Origin of the sequence: Pedobacter sp. UYP30 (assembly GCF_040547165.1) — a bacterium.
GTDB lineage: Bacteria > Bacteroidota > Bacteroidia > Sphingobacteriales > Sphingobacteriaceae > Pedobacter.
The window spans coordinates 99,846-123,037 of the sequence record NZ_JBEPPD010000006.1 but is presented as its reverse complement, the minus strand read 5'-3'; the positions used below and the strand labels follow the sequence as shown (position 1 = coordinate 123,037).

The 23,192-nt window shown below is 37.7% G+C and carries 19 protein-coding genes; 11 read left to right on the top strand and 8 right to left on the bottom strand.

Features of this window, described 5'->3' with window-relative positions:
* Window positions 1-492: 492 nt before the first annotated feature.
* Together lat and ABIB40_RS09115 are read right to left on the bottom strand one after the other, a co-directional pair.
* On the bottom strand, window positions 493-1,824 hold the full coding sequence (gene lat, locus ABIB40_RS09120; RefSeq protein ID WP_354358232.1) for an L-lysine 6-transaminase: 1,332 nt from the start codon (window positions 1,822-1,824) through the stop codon (window positions 493-495).
* Between the two features lie 168 nt (window positions 1,825-1,992).
* Window positions 1,993-2,862: a 1-aminocyclopropane-1-carboxylate deaminase/D-cysteine desulfhydrase gene (locus ABIB40_RS09115; RefSeq protein ID WP_354358230.1), complete on the bottom strand. Its 870-nt coding sequence runs from the start codon at window positions 2,860-2,862 to the stop codon at window positions 1,993-1,995.
* A gap of 484 nt (window positions 2,863-3,346) precedes the next feature.
* On the opposite strand from ABIB40_RS09115, the gene ABIB40_RS09110 reads away from it, so the two are divergent.
* On the top strand, window positions 3,347-4,372 hold the full coding sequence (locus tag ABIB40_RS09110; RefSeq protein WP_354358228.1) for an RluA family pseudouridine synthase: 1,026 nt from the start codon (window positions 3,347-3,349) through the stop codon (window positions 4,370-4,372).
* Window positions 4,373-4,377: 5 nt separating this feature from the next.
* Window positions 4,378-5,223, top strand: a complete 846-nt coding sequence (locus ABIB40_RS09105; protein WP_354358226.1) for an aminotransferase class IV — start codon at window positions 4,378-4,380, stop codon at window positions 5,221-5,223.
* 81 nt (window positions 5,224-5,304) lie between these two features.
* Here ABIB40_RS09105 and ABIB40_RS09100 read toward each other — a convergent pair whose 3' ends face one another.
* Window positions 5,305-5,907, bottom strand: coding sequence for a GIN domain-containing protein (locus ABIB40_RS09100; protein WP_354358224.1), 603 nt, complete (start codon window positions 5,905-5,907; stop codon window positions 5,305-5,307).
* 229 nt (window positions 5,908-6,136) lie between these two features.
* On the opposite strand from ABIB40_RS09100, the gene ABIB40_RS09095 reads away from it, so the two are divergent.
* The gene (locus tag ABIB40_RS09095; protein ID WP_354358222.1) at window positions 6,137-6,493 is read left to right on the top strand and encodes a response regulator; all 357 of its coding nucleotides are present in this window, start codon (window positions 6,137-6,139) and stop codon (window positions 6,491-6,493) included.
* Window positions 6,494-6,511: 18 nt separating this feature from the next.
* Here the strand turns inward: ABIB40_RS09095 and ABIB40_RS09090 are convergent, their stop codons facing one another.
* Together ABIB40_RS09090 and ABIB40_RS09085 are read right to left on the bottom strand one after the other, a co-directional pair.
* Window positions 6,512-7,813, bottom strand: a complete 1,302-nt coding sequence (locus ABIB40_RS09090; protein WP_354358220.1) for an ABC1 kinase family protein — start codon at window positions 7,811-7,813, stop codon at window positions 6,512-6,514.
* Window positions 7,814-7,818: 5 nt separating this feature from the next.
* Window positions 7,819-8,472, bottom strand: a complete 654-nt coding sequence (locus ABIB40_RS09085; RefSeq protein ID WP_354358218.1) for a TetR family transcriptional regulator C-terminal domain-containing protein — start codon at window positions 8,470-8,472, stop codon at window positions 7,819-7,821.
* Window positions 8,473-8,645: 173 nt separating this feature from the next.
* Here ABIB40_RS09085 and ABIB40_RS09080 point away from each other — a divergent pair, with 173 nt between their 5' ends.
* From ABIB40_RS09080 to ABIB40_RS09065, 4 genes are all read left to right on the top strand, one after another.
* Window positions 8,646-8,780: a Sec-independent protein translocase subunit TatA/TatB gene (locus ABIB40_RS09080; protein WP_354358216.1), complete on the top strand. Its 135-nt coding sequence runs from the start codon at window positions 8,646-8,648 to the stop codon at window positions 8,778-8,780.
* A 45-nt stretch (window positions 8,781-8,825) separates the two neighbouring features.
* Complete coding sequence (locus tag ABIB40_RS09075) at window positions 8,826-9,014, top strand: hypothetical protein (RefSeq protein WP_354358213.1); 189 nt, start codon at window positions 8,826-8,828, stop codon at window positions 9,012-9,014.
* A gap of 142 nt (window positions 9,015-9,156) precedes the next feature.
* Entirely contained in the window at window positions 9,157-12,663 is a 3,507-nt protein-coding gene (locus ABIB40_RS09070) for a PKD domain-containing protein (protein WP_354358211.1), read from the top strand.
* Between the two features lie 4 nt (window positions 12,664-12,667).
* The gene (locus tag ABIB40_RS09065; RefSeq protein WP_354358209.1) at window positions 12,668-13,678 is read left to right on the top strand and encodes a PorP/SprF family type IX secretion system membrane protein; all 1,011 of its coding nucleotides are present in this window, start codon (window positions 12,668-12,670) and stop codon (window positions 13,676-13,678) included.
* A gap of 175 nt (window positions 13,679-13,853) precedes the next feature.
* On the opposite strand, the gene rpoN is transcribed toward ABIB40_RS09065, so the two are convergent.
* The gene (gene rpoN, locus ABIB40_RS09060) at window positions 13,854-15,323 is read right to left on the bottom strand and encodes an RNA polymerase factor sigma-54 (RefSeq protein ID WP_354358207.1); all 1,470 of its coding nucleotides are present in this window, start codon (window positions 15,321-15,323) and stop codon (window positions 13,854-13,856) included.
* 210 nt (window positions 15,324-15,533) lie between these two features.
* Here rpoN and mscL point away from each other — a divergent pair, with 210 nt between their 5' ends.
* Complete coding sequence (gene mscL, locus ABIB40_RS09055; RefSeq protein WP_354358205.1) at window positions 15,534-15,971, top strand: large conductance mechanosensitive channel protein MscL; 438 nt, start codon at window positions 15,534-15,536, stop codon at window positions 15,969-15,971.
* A gap of 96 nt (window positions 15,972-16,067) precedes the next feature.
* Here mscL and ABIB40_RS09050 read toward each other — a convergent pair whose 3' ends face one another.
* Window positions 16,068-16,940, bottom strand: a complete 873-nt coding sequence (locus ABIB40_RS09050) for a ChaN family lipoprotein (RefSeq protein ID WP_354358203.1) — start codon at window positions 16,938-16,940, stop codon at window positions 16,068-16,070.
* A gap of 165 nt (window positions 16,941-17,105) precedes the next feature.
* Between ABIB40_RS09050 and ABIB40_RS09045 the strand changes: the two genes are divergently transcribed.
* From ABIB40_RS09045 to mtaB, 3 genes are all read left to right on the top strand, one after another.
* Entirely contained in the window at window positions 17,106-17,972 is an 867-nt protein-coding gene (locus tag ABIB40_RS09045) for an OmpA/MotB family protein (protein ID WP_354358202.1), read from the top strand.
* Between the two features lie 357 nt (window positions 17,973-18,329).
* On the top strand, window positions 18,330-18,893 hold the full coding sequence (locus tag ABIB40_RS09040; protein WP_354358201.1) for a UbiX family flavin prenyltransferase: 564 nt from the start codon (window positions 18,330-18,332) through the stop codon (window positions 18,891-18,893).
* Between the two features lie 73 nt (window positions 18,894-18,966).
* The gene (gene mtaB, locus ABIB40_RS09035; RefSeq protein ID WP_354358199.1) at window positions 18,967-20,286 is read left to right on the top strand and encodes a tRNA (N(6)-L-threonylcarbamoyladenosine(37)-C(2))-methylthiotransferase MtaB; all 1,320 of its coding nucleotides are present in this window, start codon (window positions 18,967-18,969) and stop codon (window positions 20,284-20,286) included.
* A gap of 366 nt (window positions 20,287-20,652) precedes the next feature.
* Here mtaB and ABIB40_RS09030 read toward each other — a convergent pair whose 3' ends face one another.
* Window positions 20,653-22,890 (bottom strand): S41 family peptidase, encoded by a 2,238-nt coding sequence (locus tag ABIB40_RS09030; RefSeq protein ID WP_354358197.1) that lies wholly within the window; start codon window positions 22,888-22,890, stop codon window positions 20,653-20,655.
* Window positions 22,891-23,192: the final 302 nt, after the last annotated feature.

Here is a 23,192-nt window from a genome sequence, read left to right as displayed (position 1 = left end):
CTATTGCTTACAAGTCTTGTCTGACAAAAGTTGAAATTCCAAATCTCCAAATTCTTTTTTAACCTTTTACTCTGAGAGTCTGTTTAGAATTCGATGAAACAAAGTCGCTATAGCCGGCGCGCTGGGAAAGGCCTCGAAGCATCGATATTAGGCAACTTGGCGAATTTTTACCCAAAGAGGTGCCATCCTTGAATTTATTGATCAGCGTTTATTGTTTTAATTGCATTTATGAGCTCGCAAAAATGCTCGGTCTTGCTACTTTTTTTTTAAGAAAAATTAGGACTCCCGTCCGGAAAGGACAGCGTTGGGTAAATCGGAGGTAAATCTTGGTCAGACTGCCGGGAGAAAGAACAAAAACAACACAGTATGCAACCAGCTGATAATTAATAAATTGCATGAATCCGTCGATTGTAGCGCAGCGACAATTTTAACCTATAAGTTGGGGCAATGCAGGCATCTCACATCTCATATCTATCGTCTCACATCTAATCTTTAAAGTCCCGGCAATATTTTCTCCATTACTTCTATTCCTAAATCTACATGTTTCTTTTCTATACAAAGTGCAGGTCTAAATCTGATTGTGCGGTTTCCGCAACCTAAAAACAATACATTGTGCTCCATTCCTTTTTTTAGAAATTCATCTCGCATTTCTTTAGAAGGAAAGTCAAACGCAGTAAGTAACCCACGACCACGCACATTGCTTACCTTATCAAATTTTGTAGCTAAGCTTTTTAAGTTTTCTTGAAGATAACTACCCACGGTAGCAGCATTTTCACAAAGCTTATCTTCTTCTACAATTTGAAGTATTTTTGTTGCGCGAACCATATCAACCAAATTTCCGCCCCAGGTAGAATTAATGCGGCTTGGCACTTTAAATACATTTTTTTCTATTTCATCGAGCTTTTTGCCGGCCAGGATGCCGCAAACTTGCATTTTTTTTCCAAAAGCTAAAATGTCTGGACGTGCCCTTTCGCTAAAATTTTGATGGCACCAAAATTTTCCGGTTAAACCAACCCCAGTTTGTACTTCATCATAAATCAAACAAGCTTCATTTTCGTCGGCTAAGGTTTTAAGCGCTATCAAAAATTCCTCACGCAAGTGGCTGTCTCCACCTTCAGATTGGATGGGCTCAATTAAAATGGCGCATATTTCATTTGGATACTTTTTAAAGGCCTCCTTAATTTGCGCGATTGAACGCTCTTCGGTTTGTTTCGCAGTTTCTAAGTTTTCCCCATCTAATGGAAACTTCACTTGGGGTACACTGACACGTGGCCAATCGAATTTTGCAAACCATTTTGTTTTATTGGGCAAGGTATTGGTTAAGCTAAGCGTGTAGCCTGTCCGTCCGTGAAAAGCTTTTTCGAAATGAAGCACTTTCGTGCCTTTCTCTTCTTTAATGCCACGCGCAAAATTCTTTTGCACTTTCCAATCCATGGCTGCTTTTAGCGCATTTTCCACCGCTAATCCACCGCCGGCAATAAAAAATGCATGCGGCAAATAATTCGGGATCCCAGTGTTGCCAAATGTTTCTACAAATTGAGCATACTGTTGCGTATAAACATCAGAATTTGATGGATTTGCCATCGCCGCTTCGAGCAGATTTTTTTTGAACGCCTCGTCTTGCATCATTTTGGGATGATTATACCCCAAGGGTACAGAAGCAAAACAGCTAAAAAAGTCCAATAAGCTTCTGTTGTATTTAGAATCATATAGGAAAGACCCCTCGCTTTTTTCAATGTCATAAGTCATGTCGAATCCATCTGCCAATACGTGCTTGCTGAGGGTTTCCCTAACTCGGTCTGGTGTTATTTCTAATTTGTACATGTTAGCTATTTTGGTCAGACTCAAATTTAATCAAAACGCCCTCCAATTCCAATCGAAGGGGGTTTTTATGTAAAATCGATAAAATAGCTTTAAACCGTTTAAAGTAGGGTTTAGAAAAATCATCACGCGAAAACTGTAAAATGTGGAAAACTTTTTTAACAGCTAGCCTTAGAATTTGTCTTTCATGCCCATTAATCCCAGCAAACCACCGCTATGAATTGCCAAAATTTTGTCTGAAGCTTTCAGCGCACCCTTTGCTTGCAGATCTACAATGGCATAAAATATTTTTGCGGTGTAAACTGGGTCTAAAAGCACGCCCGTGGTTGCCACGAAGTTTTTTATAAAATCAATAAGTTGAGGGGTTGCTTTGGCATATCCGCCACAGTGATAATCTTGATGGATTACAAGTTTTTTGGTTACGTCGGTATATTTGGCGATTTCTGTATTTAGCCATTCTCCATTTTTTAACACATTAATAATGTGTAGTTCTGTATCGAGCTTAGCTGACGTTATGCCCTGTAGTAAGCCTGCGGCTGTAGTTCCTGTGCCTGCTGCACAGAATATGTATTTATAGGTTGTTGGTAGTTCTGAGATAATTTCGGCGCAGCCTTGTACGGCCTCCTCACTTGCTCCCCCTTCATCTATAAAAAATGCCTCTGGGTCATGCTCAAAATAGTTTTTGAAGAGTTTCTCTTTTTGTTTATAGTCATCTCTGCTTACAAAAATCAGTTTAGCGCCGTAAAGCCTGCACAAAAACAGCATTTCATTGCTTACAATCTCGCCTCTAACAAATGCAGTGCATTTCAGATTACTTTTTGCGGCAGCAGCGGCAGTGGCAACAAGATGGTTGCTGTAGGCGCCTCCAAAAGTTACTAAATGCGGCTTTCCTAACCTATTGACTTTGGCTAAAATATATTTTAGCTTGCGCCACTTGTTTCCAGAAATAAACGGGTCTATTAGGTCATCTCGTTTTACAAACAGGTTGCTAAACGGAAAAATATCAAGCTTTTCTACCGGACTATATAAGGTTTTAAACACTAAATAAAGGTAGACACTATTTTATTGATGAGGCGTCTTCAGACTGTTTCTATTTAAAATAAATTTTCCTAATAAGATAAGGGAAAAAATTGAGGACAATGACCAGGGATTTAGTAAAGTTTTTCATAATAAGTATGTTTTGGGACACCTCTCTACGTCAATTATAGCGCCAAAAATTATTTTTTTTGTTAAAATACTTAGATTTAGGTATTTATCGGCTCGTACTTGAAAAAGCTAGTTTCTTAATTCCATCTTTTTTTCGACGGATAATTACTGTTGCACACCTAAAGGTTGTAAAGACACCAGTTTTTTATCGAAAGTTTTGCGACTGATAAAATAAGTGTATTCTAACGATTATTCCTACTGTTTTCTGGGTTTCTTTTTAAATTATGTTATTTTATCAGCTTGTTTTTTTGGCAATTACCTGTACTGAAATTTGCGTTTCCAACATTACTTTACTAAGAAAAACTATACTTTTGCAAACATGGAAACCGGAGAAGAACTTCAAGACGCGGAAGAACAAGATTTATACGAACATTTTAAAGTTGTTGCAGATAAAGGACAGTCTTTGTTAAGAATAGACAAGTTTTTGATGCATCGTATAGAAAATGCTTCACGTAGCCGTATTCAAAATGCTATAGAACTCGGAAATGTGTTGGTAAATGGAAGCACAGTTAAATCCAGCTACAAGGTAAAGCCTTTTGATGCGATTTCTATCGTATTGCCGCATCCTCCGAGAGATACTCATGTTTATCCTGAAGATTTGCCGATTGATATTATTTATGAGGATAGTGATTTGCTAATTGTAAACAAAGTTGCAGGAATGGTGGTACACCCTGGCTTTAACAATTATAATGGCACGCTTGTTAATGCACTTGCTTTCCATTTTGAGAAGTTACCGCAATTACCTGGCAATGACGGGCGACCGGGTCTGGTACACCGCATAGATAAAGATACATCTGGCCTACTGCTAGTGAGCAAGAACGAACGCTCCATTACTTACCTAGCCAAGCAATTTTTCGATCATAGCATAAAAAGAGAATACCTTGCGCTTGTTTGGGGAGATATTTTAGAAGATGGTACCATTACCGGCTATATTGGGAGGAGTTTGAAAGACCGAAGAATTATGCAGGTTTATGATGAGCCAGATAAGGGAAAGTGGTCGGTTACCCACTACAAAGTCTTGGAACGTTTAGGATATGTTACGCTAATTAGTTGTCATCTAGAAACTGGTCGAACGCATCAAATACGTGCGCACATGAAGCATATTGGCCATCCGCTGTTTAATGATGCAAGCTATGGTGGCGATAAGATTTTAAAAGGTACTACTTTTTCAAAATATAAGCAGTTTGTAGAAAATTGCTTCAATCTTTTACCCAGACAGGCGCTCCACGCAAAATCTCTTGGTTTTTTACACCCTAGCACTCATCAGTTTATCGAGTTTACCTCGGCTTTGCCAGAAGATTTTTCTAGTGCGCTAAATAAATGGAGAGCTTATACCGTTAGTTAGACATTATGCCTCAACAATATTTATTGTATAACGATATTTTTCATCCCTTAAACACTCCAATTATAACCGCCGAAAATAGGGCCTTTAGATTTGGCGATGGCTTGTTTGAAAGCATGCGTATGATAGATGGCAAGTTACAATTTGCAGAACTTCATGCAGATAGACTGGCAGCCGGAATGAAAGCTCTTAAAATTGAGGGACATTCTTTAATGGATGCCTATTTTTTGAAACAGAAAACAACAGATTTAGCTAAGAGAAACAAATGGGCTGGAAACGCCCGCTTTCGATTGGCTGTTTATAGGGCTGGAGCCGGCCTGTATACTCCAGAACACAACAAAAATGGTTATCTATTAGAGGGAAATGTGCTACCCTCTAGCACTTACGAATTAAACAAAAAAGGACTTATTGTAGATTTGTTTACTGATTTGTCAAAGCCAATAAACAAGTTTTCAAGCTTAAAAACTGCAAATGCTTTACTTTATGTAATGGCAGGTTTATTTAAACAGCAAAATAGTTTGGATGAGGCATTTATATTAAACGAAAAAGGCTTTTTGTGCGAAAGCATTAGCGCAAACATATTTGTAGTTTATGATAAAAAAATTTATACGCCAGCACTTACTGAAGGTTGTGTTGCTGGAGTGATGCGTAGCGCCGTCTTGCACCTTTCTAAGATAAACGACATAGAGATAATTGAAGCAGAGATTAGTCCAAAAATTTTGGCAGAGGCCGATGAAGTCTTTATAACAAATGCCACAAAAGGCTTACAATGGGTAATGGGCTATGGTAGAAAGCGTTATTTTGATAAAGTTGCTAAACTTCTTTCAGGAAAATTAAACGCTAGCTTAAAATAGCTGAAAATTGGCTTAATTCTTTTAAACATCAAAAAAGCGATTGGTAAATCAATCGCTCTTTTAGTTTGAAAATAGTATTAGCTACTTAATGGCCGCCATTTCTTGATTTATTCCGGGGTAATCTGTTCTGTTAATTTCTGTTTTTAATGCGGCAAACCGTCCTATTTTTAAAACGCTTTGTGTGCTTTTCGCCAAGGAGTGAGATGCCGTTGCCCCGCTTAAGCTTAATGTAGAACTATCTGCCAATATTGTGCAAAGGCCTGATGTAGTGGTATTTAAATCTGCTTTGGCATTTCCATTTAAAAAAACTTGTAAATAGGTCGTTTCTAACAGGCCTTCTGTTTTAACCAGGGCATTATCATCTCCAGTTATTCTATAAATATCTTTAACATATACAATTACTTTCGCCATGCCATTATCAGCAGGGCTTATAGTTATTAAGTCGCCTTGTTGCGTAACTTTTGCAGTCCCGTTGCTATCATCGGCATAAGAAACACCTTCTTTTCCTATTTGTATTATGGTAACCTGCACATTTCCTGTTACCGTTATTTTTTTAAACGGCTTAATAGGAGTAGTTTTTGTAATGATGTTTTTTATTGGACTTGCACTTAAAGATAAAACTGTACCGCCTAACAATAGTACGGTAAAAGATGCTGCGATAAGGTTTTTGATCTGAGTTTTCATAATGTTTAACTTTTAATTAAATGATTTTAATTTTTTAAGGTTTTGTATGTGAGACTGGCGCAGGCAGAAAATGTTGCATCAATAATGTTGGTTTTATACCAGCGTAAAAAACAACTCGACCAACGGGCAAAAAAACGCTACCAAAATTAGTAAAGGAGGTGTTCAATCTGTTTTAGAAACATTTAAAAATATAGTTACCTTTAAACATTCTAATCGCCCCAAAAGATTTATGAAGAAAAAAGTTATTCTTGTTCAAGATAATGAGGAAATTCTAGAAATAATGGATGAAGCGTTGGAAGACGAAGGTTTCGAAGTTACTGCTTTACTTGCTCCCAAGCCCATTGAAGAAATTGAGCAAATAAAACCGGATGCCATTGTGGTAGACGACCATATCAAAGGTAAAAAGCGAGGTTCTGAAGTGATTAAAGAAGTTAAAGACAATAAAAAAACAGCAAAGGTTGCTGCCGTTCTTACTTCTACTTCGGGTAAATTACCAGAGCAAGCAAAACTATGCGATGCAGACGACTACATCCAAAAGCCGTTTGATTTGGACGAGATGATAAGCGTGGTAAAAAGAAATACTTAGATGAACTTTAGATGAACTTTAGTCAAAGTGCGGTTTGTAAGTGTCGGTTTTTATGGTTGCTTTTAAATCGTGTAAAATGGTGTAGAGCCCAAAGTTTGTCCTGTTTACATAAATAAAGTGTTTCACTCCACGGGCTTGCTTAAACTCTGGAATCTTGGCTATCTTATCACCATAAGCATAGATTTGGTCAAAAAATTCTGGTTTGCTAAAGTCAAAGGTGCTACTGCTATAAGGTTTAGCAAACAATTCTATCATCTCTTTATAAGAGTTATAATAAAATTGAACTTGTGCGGGCGTGTCTTTGCTGCTAATCATTTCTAACTTTCTAAATGCATCTAACGTAAGCTCTTTATCGTTAATTACATCAGTAGAAATTAGCGAAAAAAACGGCACATAGAAATCATCAGGCAGTTCCTTTATACAGCCAAAATCTATCACTCCCAATTTTTCTTCAGGAGTAATTAAAAAATTACCTGGATGTGGGTCTGCGTGTACCGCGCGCATTTCGTGTTGCTGGAAGTTGTAAAAATCCCACAAGGCTTGACCAATTTTATTGCAAAGTTCTTGAGACGGGTTTGTACGCAAGAATTCTTTAAGGTGTAATCCATCCAGCCAATCCATAGTAATGATGCGGTTACCCGAGAGCTCTGGATAATATTTAGGAAACACGATATTGTCTAGGTTTTTGCAGGCCTCAGAAAATTCTATAGACCGCCTAACCTCTAAATCGTAATCGGTTTCTTCCAATAAGCGTTCTTGTACCTCATTAATGTACACATTTAATTCCTTTTCGCTCATTCCCAACAACCTAAACGCAAAAGGCTTAACCAACTTAAGGTCACTTGCAATGCTGTCTCCAACGCCGGGATATTGTATTTTGACTGCGAGCTTTTTGCCGTTAAGCGTTGCCTGATGTACTTGGCCAATGGAAGCTGCGTTACTAGACTTTAAGTTGAAACTATCAAAAATCTTTTCTGGAGATTTGCCAAAGTTTTTTGTGAAGGTTCGAACAATTAGCGGTCCTGATAGGGGCGGTGCATTATATTGCGATTGAGAAAACCTATCTACATAAGATTTTGGTAGAATATTCTTATCCATACTTAACATTTGAGCTATTTTTAACGCACTTCCCTTAAGTTCGCTTAGCGAATTATAAATGTCTATCGCATTGTCTTCATTTAGCTCTTTATCATCCAAATTTGGATTGAAAAGCTTTTTAGAATAATGTTTTATATAGTTTCCGCCAACCTGAAAACCAGTTTTTACAAATTTAGCCGAACGTTGAACTTTTGTGGTTGGAATGCTTTCTTGTGGTTTCATGTAAGTTATTGCCTCATCTTTTCTGAAAATTTGCCGTTTCTCGACAAAAATTTTCCGTATTCTAATAAATTGTCGATTGGTGATCTTTGGAAAAGATCAAAGGTTACGTTGATTCCTTTCTCAATGGCTTCATCAGTTTTCTCAAATCCTTCTGACGTATCGTTTACCCAAAAATTCAAAATGAAGACAAACTGTATCCAAAGGGCATCCTTATACCTTTTAGCAAAAAACTTTCTGTCTGCAAGCTCGCCAGTTTCTAAGCCCTCGTTTATTACTTCTTCTGCAAAGAGCTCAAATATAGGCTTAGCCCCACCCAACGCTGTAGGTGTAGAAAATTTTGCTTCTTTTTTTTTCAGACTAAAAATGATAAAACTTCGCGCGCTCTTTAGATTCTCCAAATAACTGTAGAAGAAAGACAACAACTTTTCCCTCGAGGAAAATTCTGTCCAAACTCCTTGATCCTTAATTTTAGCTATAGTTTCTGATGTCAGTTTTACCCAAATATTTTTTTCTATACTTGCAAAGGAAGTAAAATGATCATAAAATGATGCCTCGGTAATTTTTAGTTTCTTTGCAAATGCATAAACAGACTTGGGTTCTTCATCGTGCGTAAGCACATAATCTATATAAGCATCTTTTATTTGATCAGCAGTAGCCATGTTTTTTTTAGTATTATAACATGTATTGGATAGAGATAGTTTTGATTTTTACAGCTGTAAAATCAACGATTTGTAATATTCAACAGATTACAGTATTATTTAAAACCTTCGAGACTTAGCAGGGATGCCTAAAATAATTTTATGTACCTTGTAAAACTAAAAACTTTAAATAAATGGAATACGTTTTAATAGTGGTAGTCATTGTATTGCTTTTTGGAGGTAAAAAATTACCGGAATTGATGCGGGGGTTGGGTAAGAGTGTTAAAGAATTTAAAGACGGAAAAGACAATCCCTCAGCCACCAAATAATTTTATTGATGTTAAAACTGATGTTGTATTAAAATAAATTTTCGTATGTCTGCTAATAAAGAAACTAAAAGTAATGAATTGCCAGAAAGAGACGCAAACTTTCCTGTCAAAAAAGATGGTTTAGATGAATGGAATGATCGTTTGGATGAGAATTTGGAAACCGAAAAAGATAGCGATCCGTTGGCAGATGAAAAGTCCAAAGATTTTTTTGAGAAGAATGAAAAGCTAAAATAACATCTAATAGATGAAAAAGCTATGTTTCTAAGCAGATAAATAGCCCTAATCAAAGTCCCAATAAATAGTTAAAACCGCATGACTTAGTGTTTTTATTAAGGGATTTTTTGCGTAAATTTTTAGAAATTAATTTGATTTTTAAATGAAAAGAGTTTTTCTGCTCTTGTTATTTGGGTTTTTGATGTGCGTTGGTAAAACGTTTGGGCAAAATACAAGTAACGAAGGAACGGACTTTTGGACGGTCTTTCCAACACATGTACCTAGTGGCGCCAGTAGCGCAAATATTGTGGTTTTTGTTACCTCAAAGTTTGATAGCGAAGTTACAGTAAGTTGTGGTGCTAGTTATAGCGAAACAAAAGCAATTCCCGCAAATACTGCTATAGAATTTCACGTTTCTCGTGCGGCGTCTTATGTAGATTTTTCTGAAAAAAACACCATTTTAATTAATCGCGGCATACATATTCAAGTAACCGCTGGGCAGCCTAAAGTTTCGGCTTATGCCCACATCTACGCGGGTTTTCGCTCTGCCGCATCCCTTATTTTGCCTTTCGAAACCTTAGGTCAAAATTATTATTCGATGAATTACACCCAAGTAGGGTCGGGGGATAATTTTTTAACCTTAGTTGCGGTAGAATCTAAAACCGACTTGTTGTTACACAAAAAAAATGGTTCTATAGTGCTTATTAAGCTCGAGAATGTGGGCGATGTTTATGAATATATAGAAGGCGGAAGCGATTTGACCGGTGTTTTTGCAACTACAGACCCTGCTACGTCTTCCTGTAAGAAATTTGCGGCTTTCTCTGGATCTTCAGCTTTATCTCTGGGTTCATGTAGTGTTGATCCCATGTCTTCTCAAGACCCACTTTATCAGCAACTCTACCCAACCGCCAGTTGGGGAAAAAATTATGGCGTGGTCCCCTTTAAAGATAGAAGGTATATCTTGAGGATTGTTGCGCAAGATGATAATACTAGTGTTAAGTTTAATGGCAGAACCCAAATAATTAATAAAGGCGAATTTATAGAGAGCGATCAACTTACGCAATCTACTTTGGTAACTGCAGATAAATTAATAAGTGTAGCGCAATATGCGCTTACTCAAAATTGCTCGTCTACAACTGGTGGCAGGATCGAAGGTGATCCGGATATGGTAATTCTAAATCCGATTGAATTTAACATCAAAGGTATAACGGTATTTTCGTCAGATAAGGAGAGAATCAATACTAGGTATCTAAACATTTTAATTAAATACAATCAATCGTCTTCTTTTAAAATAAACGGGGTAAAACCAAACGTTATTTGGCAAGCATTAAACGGCGATGCAACTTATGCGTTTGCGCAGATAGAAGTATATCAAACTAGCCTAACTTTGTCTGCAGACGATGGTTTTAACGCCATAGCTTATGGTTTTGGCAATGCAGAATCTTACGCATATTCTGCCGGCACAAACTTGGCATCAAACAATTATTTGAGTGTTGTAAATACCTCTACCAAACAAACCAATCCAGACGGTTGTGTTGGCGTAGAATCTCAATTAAATATTGCTTTGCCATACAAGGCGCAGTCTGTCGGCTGGTTGTTAGACGGGGCCGACCCAAAATATGAAACGACACCGAAACTAATCGAAACAAAAAATAATAATGGAGACATAACCTACATTTACCAGTCGCCCTATAAAAAAACTTTTCCAACTGCCTCTAAGCATTTGCTGCGGGCAGATGTGGTGGTAGCCGATGCCGGCCCTTGTTTTACGGGTAACATTACCACAAATTACACCTTTAATATTTACAATTTGCCTACTGCAGGTTTCGACTCAAACATTTCGGGCTGCGAAAATTCTAACATTCAATTTTCTGATAGCAGTAGCTCTAACAACCTAGGTTTTGGCATTACAGAATGGAAATGGGATTTTGGGGATGGATCTGACCCTGATGCTCTCGAAAATTCCGAACAAACCCCTCAGCATAAATATTTAAAGGAAGGTATTTTTGATGTGAAACTCGTTGTGAAATCTGGCACGGGCTGTTTCTCTGATGTGGTACAGCATCCTGTAACTATTTATCCCGTTCCAGTTGCAAACTTCCAAGCCTTTGATAAATCTTGCACCAATGCCGCGGTTTTGTTTACGGATAACTCGGTTGTAGGCAAGGCTGTTTTTTCTGATTCGTCTATTAAAAATTGGCACTGGGATTTTGGCGATGGTACGACAGCAGAAGACAGGCCTGACGGCAATCCGTTTACACATAAGTTTACAAAAACCGGAGATTATGCAGTCACTCTGTCGGTTACCTCAAATAATAACTGCGGAAGCATACAGTTCTCTAAAACGATAAGTATTTTTAATGGCCCAGTTGTAGATTTTCTATTGCCCGATTATTGCATAAACGATGGCGCCGCTATTTTTACAAACGCCTCTAAAAATATTGATGGTACAGAAGATGGCCTCACTTACACTTGGAAATTTGATGCTGCCAATCCTGCGGCAACTTCCACCCAAAAAGATGGACAATATGCGTTTCCAGCACCAGGAAATTATCAAGTTAGGTTATCAATTGCTAATGGGATAGGTTGCGAGATTTCTACCAGCAAAACATTTACGGTAAATAGTGTGGTAGATAATGCCGATTTTACAATCCAAAATAAAGGAAATGTGTGCAGCGGCACAGATGTGATCATTAACAACACATCTACCATCGCCGTTGGCAAAATTATTAAGATTGATGTGTTTAAAGATTATATAGGTAATCCTGCCGATAAAATAACAGTTCCGCGCCTTACTGCCGATGATATTATTTTAAGCTATGCTAGTTTTGGGGGCAATGTTTCTAAAACATATAACATACGTTTGGTGGCCTACTCGGGGCAAAATTGCTTTAAAGAAGTTACCAAGCAGGTAACAATAAACCCTTCGCCGCAATTGGTTTTTAATGCAATACCAAAAATATGCACCGACCAAGGCTTTGTATTGATAGATGAAGCAAAGGAAACCTCAGGCCTACAAGGCTTAGGCGTTTTTAGTGGAGTTGGAATAGATGCAGATGGAAATTTTAACCCTAAAGTTGCGGGCGTTGGGCAACATAGACTTACCTACACCTTTAGTGGTAAAAATGGCTGTAGCAAAACCATTGAGCAAACGGTTAGCGTATATGCTTCGCCCACAATAGCGCTTGTAGAAACTGTTTACGTCCTGTCGGGTGGACAGCTTCTGATTCCTGCATCTGCCACGGGCGATAATTTAACTTACAAATGGTTCCCATCAACTTTTCTAGATCACGATGATGTACTTATGCCATTGGTCTCTCCCACAGCCAATATTAATTATACTTTAGTGATAAGCAGTGCCGACGGATGTTCCGCAACCGCAACGGTTAAAGTTAAAATATTGGAAAGTTTAGAAGTTTCTAATGCTTTTTCGCCAAATGGCGATGGAATTAACGATGTTTGGATAATTAAATATTTATACAGCTATCCAGATGCAACGGTAGAAGTTTTTAATAGAAATGGCAGCAGGGTATTTTTTAGCAAAGGTTATGAAAAACCTTTCGATGGAACTTACAAGAATTTACCTTTGCCTATAGGCGTTTATTATTATATTATCAACCCTAAAAATGGGCAAAAATTAGTGACCGGACCTTTAACAATAATTAGATAAAAAATTGAAAAAATATTTTGTTTTTCTTGTACTACTGATTTCTAATGAGGTTTTTGCCCAGCAAAGACCCCAATATACCCAGTACATCTTCAACCAGTATTTGCTAAACCCAGCATTGTCTGGCATAGAGAATTATGTAGATTTTAAAGCCGGTTATCGCAAACAATGGACTGGTTTAAACGGCTCTCCACAAACTTCTTTTGTTTCGGCTAATTGGGCCTTGGGCGATAATTACTTATGGAGCAATGCGCTCACATCTTTTCCAGAGCAAACCGGCGACCCAATGGATAGAAATTATACGCAGAATTATACCTCATCGCCTGCACATCACGGGGTAGGAATAACGGCCGTGCAAGATAAGGCTGGCCCAATTTCTAGATTAGATGCAGATTTAACTTATGCCTACCATTTGCAACTAAACGATAAATTTAATTTATCAGCTGGTGTTGCAGCTGGCGTTTCTAACATTTCTTTAGACGTTAATGCGCTTAGTTTTGAGGAAGCCAACGACCCAGCTGTAGGAAGAGCCATAACAAACCAAACCAAGCCAGATTTAAGCATTGGTGTTTGGCTTTATGGCGCAAGGCTTTTTGCAGGAGTATCTGTACAACAAATTTTAGGTCAAGGATTAAGTTTTAGCGATGTAAATAAATCAACCCAAGGAAAGTTGGCACCCCATTATTTCGTTACAGCAGGCTACAAGCTTGTCCTTAACGAAGATATTGCAGCCATCCCATCTTTTATGGTAAAATATACTGATCCAGCGCCGGCTTCTATAGATTTAAATCTAAAAGTAGCTTTTAAAGACCGTATTTGGTTTGGGGGCAGTTATCGAAAAGACGACTCTTTTTCTGCTATGGCGGGATTTAACATTTCCAAATTGGTAAACTTAACGTACAGCTACGACTTTACTACTTCAGCTTTAAACCAAGTAAGTAATGGAAGCCATGAAATTGTGTTGGGTTTGTTGCTCAACAATATTTACAACGTACCATCTAGGATAAAGATTTGGTAGCTGTAGCCCACGCTTGATGCACGGTATTTAGGCTGGAAGTTTGCGATTTTAGATTTACGCTTTTCGCCTCGTAGAAAACGCAATAAGGGTTTTTCGATTTGGTCTGACCGACCAAACTCTAAACAACTCAGTGGCTAAACAACTCAACGTCTAAACCTCTAACCCCTAACCTTTTTTAAAGTTCCTTCCTCAGCCTCGCCACAGGAATGTTCATTTGCTCCCTGTATTTGGCAACAGTGCGCCGTGCTATGTTGTAGCCTTTTTCTTTCAAAATATCGGTAAGCTTTTCGTCTGCCAATGGCTTGCGTTTGTCTTCTTTTCCTATACAATCCTCTAATATTTTCTTAACCTCCTTGTTAGAAACCTCTTCGCCGCTCTCTGTTTGGATGGCTTCTGAAAAAAAAGATTTTAGCAAATAAGTGCCAAATTCGGTTTGTACATATTTAGAATTGGCCACCCTAGATACGGTTGAAATATCCATATCAATTCTATCTGCAATATCTTTTAAAATCATTGGGCGCATTTTCCTTTCATCGCCAGTTAGAAAATAATCGTATTGATAATGCATAATAGCATTCATGGTTTTTAAGAGTGTTTGTTGGCGCTGTTTAATGGCGTCTATAAACCACTTGGCAGAATCTAGCTTTTGCTTAACAAATTGCACGGCTTCCTTCAGTTTTTTGTCTCTGGCCGATGTTTTATCGTAATGATCGAACATTTCTTGATAAGATTTGCTAACCTTTAGCTCTGGTGCATTTTTGGAGTTTAAGGTTAAATTTAAAACGCTGTCATTATTGCTGATGTGAAAATCAGGAATAATTTGCATTTGCTTGGTTGTTACCTGGTTAGAGTCTCCAGGTTTTGGGTTTAACCTTAAAATCTCGTTAACAATCTCCTTAAGTTCTTCGCTATCTATACCTAAACTTTTTTCTAGTTTATCGTAATGTTTGCGCGTAAATTCATCCAAATAATCTTCTACCACCTTAATGGCCTCTACAATTACCGGGTTGCTGTTGTCTTTTTTTCTAAGTTGGATAAGCAAACATTCTCTTAGGTCTCTCGCCGCTATGCCAGATGGATCGAACGTTTGAATGATTTTTAACATATCTAAAACCTCTTCTTCTTCTACAAATACATTTTGAGAAAAAGCAAGATCGTCTATCATAGAATTAAGCGGTCGCCGTAAATATCCATCATCGTCTAAGCTGCCTACAATTTGTTTACCTATAATAAAATCTTTATCAGAAAGTGGAATTAGGTCTAGTTGAGACTGGAGTTTTTCGAAAAATGTACTTTCAATTGCGATGGGTCTTTCCTTTTGCTCTTCGTCATCGTCTGAGTTATTATAGCTGTTGCCGTATTCGTTTACATCATCATCTTGTAGGTACTCATCTACATTAAACTCATCAGAGTTATCTTCTGAGTTTTTTTCGAAGTCGTCATCGCTCTCATTTAGATCTTCGTACTCGCTCTTAGGTTCTTCTTGCACCATTAAGCTCGGGTCTTCTAACGCCGGATTATCCTCTAATTCTTCCTTTATCCTGGCATCCAAAGAAACAGTTGGCACTTGCAACAACTTGATAAATTGTATTTGCTGAGGAGATAGTTTTTGTAGTAGCCTTTGTTGTAGGTGTTGCTTTAACATATAGTATCAAAAAGAATTGTTCAAAAATACAGAAATCAATCCAATAATTTGTTTTCTGGTAAAAACCTAAGCGCGATGCTAATCCAGATAAAATGATTGTAAAACGCTTTTAGTGTTTAAAACGCAACAGCCAAGTTGTTATTTTTCCTTTAAATTAGTGTTTTTCTAAATAATGCTTAAGTTTGTTAGACAATTAGATAGCAATTATAAATGAGCATTGTAAAAGAATTTAAAGAGTTCGCCATTAAAGGCAACGCAATGGATTTGGCTGTCGGCGTGATTATAGGCGCGGCTTTCGGCAAAATCATAGACAGTATTGTTAAAGATTTAATAATGCCGATTGTAGCTGCAATAATCGGGCAGCCAGATTTTAGCAATTTGTACGTGGTATTGCGTGGAGATGTACCAGCGGGCACACCGTTGGTTGAGGCTCAAAAAGTAGCCGGCGCGGCTATTTTTGCTTACGGAAATTTTATTACTGTAGCCATTAACTTCTTGTTATTGGCTGTTGTAGTGTTTATGATGGTTAAAGGAATTAACAGTTTAAAACGCAAGAAAGAAGCTGAGCAAGCACCAGCGCCGGCAGTATTATCTAAAGAAGAAAGCTTACTTACTGAAATTAGAGATCTGTTAAAAACAAGACCTTAATCTAAATACCCTAACAAATACCGATTACAACGAACACAGTTTTTTGTAATTTTTTTGCTAAAATAGAGTCTGAAATTTACAGCATGTGTAACTTCACTAATATGTTCTAGGTATATTTGGGTTGGTCAAAACAATATAGTCGGCAAGATTTGCATAGTTTTTCCATTTTGGGTGATTGAAGTCTGCACCAGAAAACGACGAAATAGTGAGCGTTTTAACCGTCCGACGGTATTCTTTTAATTTGGCAACAGCGCCCAATTTTTCATCGCTGTGAAAGCGGCCATTTATCTGCAAGATTTTAGTGCTTGGATGTTTTCTTAAATAGCTGGCAATAGACCAAGCCATGCTTGCATCCCAAAGGTTTTGTGTTTGATAAATTTTCATATCGCCCATACCGTGTCCTCCCGATACTTGGTTAAATTTGGTATAGTAAAGACCCAATGCAGTATCGATAGGGAGGGGAGGTAAAAATAACCTGGAAGATTTTGGAAATTTCTTCAAGACAGATAAGCCATTTATGGTAACCGCGTTGCTGTACCTAGTGGCCACGTTTGCAGCAATAATAGGCAGTTTGTGCCGCTTTGCATATTCTATAATGGGTTTATAGTCGGTATAATTAGGCCAAGGATTTCCTTCTTTTAAAAAATTTCGTTCAGAAATTAAACCGTCTAGGTATTCGTTAAGTACGGGTTGCAGATCAGTATGAAACATCTCCATACTAATGGCTATATGAGCAGGATATATTCCTGAAAGTTTTTTTATGATAAGAAATTCTACTACATGACAGACAGAATCGTTATGGTCTTCTCCAAAAAAAACCACATTCGCTTTATCCGCATTGGCAACAAGATCATCCAAAGAAATTTCTTTTTGCTGTTTTACATCATAAATTTTATATAAACTGTCTGCTGTTTGCGCAAACAACAAGTTGTGAGTGAACACTGTGAAAAGAAAAAGAATTATTTTCATCTGCGGTTAATTAAAGTGGTAAGCAAGGTGGAAATATAATGCTTTAAAACGCAAAGACACTCTAAAAAAGAGCAATATTTACCGGATATTTTGGAGATGTAAATCTTGCAGAAACTTTTTGGTAAGGTATTTGTTCGGTAAGGCACATAACAAAAATAGAAATTTATGAGAGCTATAAAAACAATCCCGATAATTCTCCTCGCTGTAGGAATGATTAGCGGTTGTGTAAGCAATAAGAAATTTACCGAACTCCAGTCAGATTATTCGAAACTGAAAGATCGAAATCAAGAACTTAGCAACAAGTACCAAGACAGCCAAAGAGAATTAACAGGTTCAACCAGTAGGGTAACCAGTTTAGAGGATCAAATCAAGTCTGAAAAGGCAAACAGCGCAGGTTTGCAGGCGGCATTAGATAAATGCCTAACCTCTACTAATCAGGGAAGTGTAAACGTTTCTAAATTAGTTGATGAAATAAATAGCTCTAACAAATACATTAAGCAATTGGTAAATGCTAAGAATAAAAGCGATTCACTTAACCTTGTTTTAACAAATAACCTAACCAGGTCTTTAAGTAGAGAAGAAATGCAAGGTGTAGATGTGCAAGTATTAAAAGGTGTGGTATATATCTCGCTATCTGATAACATGCTCTACAAATCGGGAAGTTATGAAGTTTCTGACATGGCCGATGAGACATTAAATAAAATTGCAAAAATAATTAACGATTATAAAGATTATGATGTTTTAATAGAAGGTAACACGGATAACGTGCCGATTTCTCAAAAGAACATTAGAAACAACTGGGATTTGAGTACACTACGTGCTTCGTCTGTAGTTCAGGCTTTGCAGAACAAATACGGTGTAGATCCTAAAAGATTAACAGCCGGCGGTAGGGGAGAATACAACCCAGTTGCCGATAACAGTACGCCAGATGGAAAGTCTAAAAATAGGAGAACGCAAATTATCATTACTCCTAAGTTAGATCAGTTTATGGAATTGATAGGCAAGGCGCCAGATGAAGCGCAAAAACCATAATTGAAGTATGAAATAAGTAAAAGCCTCCTAATTTTTAGGGGGCTTTTTTTATTGGCTTATCGTTTCATCATAACAAAGGGAATTGAGCACGTTTCGAGTGCTTTAATCCCGCACCTGCGGAATATTTGGCAGCCGAAAAGCGCATGCCAAAAGACTTTATAGCAGTCTTTAACGCAACGTTGTATTAAAACTTCGATCTGTTATTTTAAGTATTTTTACATAGATTGGGTATTATAAAAAAAAGTTTTATATTTGTTCTTGCCCTTCTAGGGTATGTTTTTCATAGGTAGATGTGGGGTCAGAAACTTGTTTCTGACCCTTTTTTCTACTTCTCCTTTTTAATGCTAACTTATTTTGATGAAAAAGAAAGTAATTGTTGCAATTACCGGTGCAAGTGGTTCCGTTTATGCGAAAGTGTTGTTAGATTATTTAAAAAAACTACAGGATCAACTCATTGCTGTCGGGGTAGTTATGAGCGATAATGCAAAAGAAGTTTGGCAATTTGAGCTGGGCAACAGCGAGTATACCAAATACGACTTCGATTTTTATCAAAAAAATGATTTTAATGCACCTTTTGCATCCGGTTCTGCAAAATACGATACCATGATTATTGCGCCCTGTAGCATGGGCACGCTTGGTAGAATTGCAGGTGGTGTGTCAAACGACCTAATTTCTAGGGCTGCAGACGTAGTTTTAAAAGAGCGCAGAAGATTAATTACGGTGGTAAGAGATACGCCTTTTAGTTTAATTCACATTAACAATATGAAAACCATTACCGAGGCCGGCGGCATTATCTGTCCTGCGAATCCGTCTTTTTATAGTTTGCCAAAAACAATAGAAGAGGTTGCTGCCACGGTGATTACCCGTGTGTTAGATCTGGCTGGATTTGAGCTAGATACTTACAGGTGGAATGAAAATTAACGACCGATTTTTTTACGTTTTCCTAAATGCTCAAATTGGCTACTGACTACAAAATTCTTATCTTTGCAGGCTAATGAAAAAAGTTGCTTTTTATACCTTAGGCTGTAAGCTTAATTTTTCTGAAACCTCTACCATCGGGAGGCTTTTTACCGATGCAGGTTATGCGGTAGTAAATTTTTACGAGCAAGCAGACGTTTATGTTATAAACACCTGTTCTGTTACCGATCACGCCGATAGAAAATGCCGAAAGGTGGTAAAAGAAGCCTTAAAAAACTCACCTAATGCGTATATAACCGTTGTGGGGTGTTATGCGCAGCTAAAGCCCGCCGAAATAGCCGAGATAGAGGGAGTAGATATGGTGTTGGGCGCGGCAGAAAAATTTAGGATTGTAGAATACATCACGGATCTTACGAAAAAAGATAAAGCTGTTATCCACCAACAAAGTATAGAAAAAGTTAACCATAATTTTATTGCTTCTTATTCTATTGGAGACAGAACGCGCACGTTTTTAAAAGTTCAAGATGGTTGTGATTACCCTTGCACGTATTGCACCATTCCGCTTGCTCGCGGCGCCAGCCGTAGCGACACCATAGAAAATGTGGTTAATCGTGCAAAAATGGTTGCCGAAACTGGTATTAAAGAAATAGTGTTAACCGGTGTTAACCTTGGCGATTTTGGCATTATTGATGGCAATCGTAAAAACCAATTTATAGATTTGGTTAAGGCGTTAGATCAAGTAGATGGAATTGAACGCATACGTATTTCATCTATAGAACCTAATCTACTGAGCAATGAAATTATAGAGTTTGTTGCAAACTCCAAAAAATTTGTCCCTCATTTCCACATTCCCTTGCAGTCTGGATCCGATAAGATTTTAGGCTTGATGAAAAGGCGCTATCGCACTAATCTATATACAGAAAGGGTCGGTAAAATAAAATCGATTATGCCACATTGTTGTATTGGTGTCGATGTAATTGTTGGCTTTCCAGGAGAAACCAGAGAAGATTTTTTAGAAACATATAAGTTTTTAAACGAGTTGGATATTTCTTATCTGCACGTTTTTAGTTACTCTGAGCGTGCCGAAACAGAGGCTGCGGACATGAAAGGTGTTGTGGTTGGTTCAGAACGGAACGACAGGAATAAAATGCTTCATATTTTATCAGAAAAAAAACGCAGGAGCTTTTACCAGTCTCAAATTGGAAGCAACGCCGAGGTGCTTTTTGAGGCTGATCATAAAGAAGGCTACATGCATGGTTTTACAAAAAATTATGTAAAAGTAAGGGCTAAGTACGATCCATTGAATATTAATGCCTTAAAAGCAGTGAAGTTGGTGGCACTTGCTGCCAATGGTGAAGTAGATGTAGAGGAGTTGGATTCGGTTTTTGCGCATTAACTTAGAGCGCGTTTAAACTTCGGCCGCATAAAAATAGCTATAGCCAACTCGGTGGGGTCAGCCTAGGAACTGTTAGGAGGAAAAAATGCCTAAAGCTACTCGCATAGGCCTATTGGACTCGTTCTAATATAAGAGATAAATTTAGCGAAACCACGCAAACGTAAACCGGCAAGACCTAGACTTGTTTTTGAAATTCATCATTTAGGTTGGCTCGCAATGCAGATTCTTCCTTGGTAAAGTCTAAATTATTTTTCTTAAAAAACGACCGTTTTTTGAGAATATCATATTTTTCACACTTCAGTTTTTAGAGTAAATTTGCATTTAAAATTACGTACGTTTCAAAGTTTTATTGAAATAAAAAGAAAATTAATTGACCGGCGAATTCAAAATGTTTACAGCTTTTTCAAGCAATTCGTCTTTTTTGTTAATTATCCCCTGTATTGTTGGTTTTACAACAACATCGATTTTTACACCAACCCCTTGTGTTGGAGAATTGTCTGGATAGAATGTACCTCTACTGGATATCATAGTTAAAATGCCTCCAGGAAGAACAATAGCAGTAACTTCTCCATCTGCACCAGCAGTCTGACTGCCAATAACACTGACATTTGGTGAACTCTGGAGTGCCATTGTGGTGAACTCACCCCGGCTCTGCGTGTCAGAGTTGACGATTACAATCACCTTCCCATTATACGAATCGCCTACCTTATCAGATCCGTTGTATGTTGAATCAGTGATGACGAAAGTGCCTGGGTTTAAATAATCTACAGTAGACAACTTTACAAATAAACTTTTAGATGATTTAATGTACTTTGCAAAAGTGAAAAACATAAAGTCAGACGGATATTCTCTTAGGTCTACAATTATACCCTTCGTTTTTGCAAACATCTTTTTCATCTCCGGTGACTCCGAATTCTGATATTTACCCGCGTTGACATAGCCGATTTTATGGCCTATCAAATGATAAGCCTCTTTATCCTTATACTCTGGGTCTAAGTAATGAGATTTACCCTTTAACATTTGGATATTTAATTTGATTACCCTGCCGTTTCTTTTAAGGACAAATTGCAATTCGTCGTCATTACTTCTCATAAGATAGTTCCAAGGCAAGTCTCTTAATTGTGTCTCATAATTGGATGCAGACGTTATGGGCAAATATTTTTTAACAAGTTTTTCAATGCTAACGCCGTTGATCGAAACAATAATATCTCCTATTTTAACCTTGTTCTGTATATTCAGGGTATCACTACGAAATCCGCTTACGATCAACTGATCTTCTACAAAATCGGCGCGAAAGGGGACGCGATATTTACCCTTGATTGATTCTAAGATGGGGTTATAATTCGAGATGTTTGCATGCGTATCCTTAATTGTCGCTATCAACCTTAACGTTGTAAGGGTATATTCCTTGGCTTCCTTGGCAGCTAAAAATTGAGGTATAAAGTTTTTGAGAGCTTGGTTCCAGTCGTATTCTGTAATGTTTCTGTATGGTGAATAGTAATTTATTATAGACCAATATCGAAACAACGCAAGTAACCTATACCCCGTATCGGGAAATACCATCTCATCGTAGCTTTTTTCATTGACAAATTGGGGGTAACCAAGGCTTGGCTCTTTTTTAACCCAATAGTTTTGTTTACTGGATTTGTTTTGCTGGATATACCGAAGTTTGTTGGTTAAGCTTTTTGTTATTATTTTTCCTGTAAACAAATCTCCATAATCTGGAGATAATAACACATTTGGGGTCGGTGGGATTTTACAGTCGTCACACTCTTTTACCTTCGGGAGGGAGTCTAAGTAAACCTCTAAAGAATCGCTTAGTTCGGTAACATTCTTGCATTTAAGTGTCTTGGCTAATATTTTAAATAACTCGGCGTCCCAGTTTACGTCCCCGCTTCCAGCATATGGGTGGTGATACTTTAAAAAACCCCAGACCTGTCCAGCTATAGCCAGATTGGTTATGTTTTTGGCATTTATCGTGACATTCTTTATTCTTGAACCAGTCCGATAGGAAGTATCTAGCTGGGCTTTCTTTGGCGGAATTCGCCTTAAGCTATTTAGGGGTTTGCCGTCCTTGTAAATTTGGAAATTATCGAACCAGACTTTGCCAACTCCATCTAGAATCCCTCCATAAGCTATATTCTTTATTTTCTTAGTGTAGGGCAGTTTGACACTATACTCATCCCAATCATGTGTGCCATCGTATTTTTTGTCAACTAATTCGCCGAGTTCATCGACTCCGTCAACTCTTAACCATATTGCAGCATACCCACCTCGAACTTCGTCCATTTTCATAAACCCCCTCAATTCAATCGAATCACCATCCTTGCTCGAAGTACCAACTTCCTCTATGTTAAAATAGTTCCCGACTTCTTGCGGGGTATTAAAATCAATCGAATTCTCGATCGACAAGCTATATTTTCCTTCATATTTAGTGACCGAATCTAATTTAATATTACTGTAATTTGGTGCCTGAAACGACCATCCGGTAGGAAGTGTTTTAGTTTCATTGACAGACTCAAATCCACTGTTGTAATCCGGGGCTTCAATCAGGCCGGATAGTACGATTAGAAAAAAAAGGAGACCTGGTATAATAGCTTTCATGATTAGCAATAATTTTCAAATATACAGCTTATAGGTATTATCTTTCAAACTGTGCTCTTATCTAAAATAGCTTCCAAAATAAATTTAGCAGTTTCTTAGCTGGAAAACAACCTTCTCATTAAACCCCGGTATATTGAGAATCCGAGCTCAGGTCAAATAAATCAATATTTTCCTTCCTTTGGTGTCTCAAAAATACGTCTCATTAAACTATGTTTCACGTATTTACTTAAATACGTTTTTATGATACGGATATGTAAGGGTGAGTTGCCAAGTTCGGAATCTAAATCTGCAGACGTATGCTG

What these genes read in the sequence shown, in the direction of transcription:
- lat (WP_354358232.1), bottom strand. Translation starts at nt 1,824, where the DNA reads ATGTACAAATTAGAAATAACACCAGACCGAGTTAGGGAAACCCTCAGC.
- ABIB40_RS09110 (WP_354358228.1), top strand. Translation starts at nt 3,347, where the DNA reads ATGGAAACCGGAGAAGAACTTCAAGACGCGGAAGAACAAGATTTATAC.
- ABIB40_RS09105 (WP_354358226.1), top strand. Translation starts at nt 4,378, where the DNA reads ATGCCTCAACAATATTTATTGTATAACGATATTTTTCATCCCTTAAAC.
- ABIB40_RS09100 (WP_354358224.1), bottom strand. Translation starts at nt 5,907, where the DNA reads ATGAAAACTCAGATCAAAAACCTTATCGCAGCATCTTTTACCGTACTA.
- ABIB40_RS09095 (WP_354358222.1), top strand. Translation starts at nt 6,137, where the DNA reads ATGAAGAAAAAAGTTATTCTTGTTCAAGATAATGAGGAAATTCTAGAA.
- ABIB40_RS09090 (WP_354358220.1), bottom strand. Translation starts at nt 7,813, where the DNA reads ATGAAACCACAAGAAAGCATTCCAACCACAAAAGTTCAACGTTCGGCT.
- ABIB40_RS09085 (WP_354358218.1), bottom strand. Translation starts at nt 8,472, where the DNA reads ATGGCTACTGCTGATCAAATAAAAGATGCTTATATAGATTATGTGCTT.
- ABIB40_RS09080 (WP_354358216.1), top strand. Translation starts at nt 8,646, where the DNA reads ATGGAATACGTTTTAATAGTGGTAGTCATTGTATTGCTTTTTGGAGGT.
- ABIB40_RS09075 (WP_354358213.1), top strand. Translation starts at nt 8,826, where the DNA reads ATGTCTGCTAATAAAGAAACTAAAAGTAATGAATTGCCAGAAAGAGAC.
- ABIB40_RS09070 (WP_354358211.1), top strand. Translation starts at nt 9,157, where the DNA reads ATGAAAAGAGTTTTTCTGCTCTTGTTATTTGGGTTTTTGATGTGCGTT.
- rpoN (WP_354358207.1), bottom strand. Translation starts at nt 15,323, where the DNA reads ATGTTAAAGCAACACCTACAACAAAGGCTACTACAAAAACTATCTCCT.
- mscL (WP_354358205.1), top strand. Translation starts at nt 15,534, where the DNA reads ATGAGCATTGTAAAAGAATTTAAAGAGTTCGCCATTAAAGGCAACGCA.
- ABIB40_RS09050 (WP_354358203.1), bottom strand. Translation starts at nt 16,940, where the DNA reads ATGAAAATAATTCTTTTTCTTTTCACAGTGTTCACTCACAACTTGTTG.
- ABIB40_RS09045 (WP_354358202.1), top strand. Translation starts at nt 17,106, where the DNA reads ATGAGAGCTATAAAAACAATCCCGATAATTCTCCTCGCTGTAGGAATG.
- ABIB40_RS09040 (WP_354358201.1), top strand. Translation starts at nt 18,330, where the DNA reads ATGAAAAAGAAAGTAATTGTTGCAATTACCGGTGCAAGTGGTTCCGTT.
- mtaB (WP_354358199.1), top strand. Translation starts at nt 18,967, where the DNA reads ATGAAAAAAGTTGCTTTTTATACCTTAGGCTGTAAGCTTAATTTTTCT.
- ABIB40_RS09030 (WP_354358197.1), bottom strand. Translation starts at nt 22,890, where the DNA reads ATGAAAGCTATTATACCAGGTCTCCTTTTTTTTCTAATCGTACTATCC.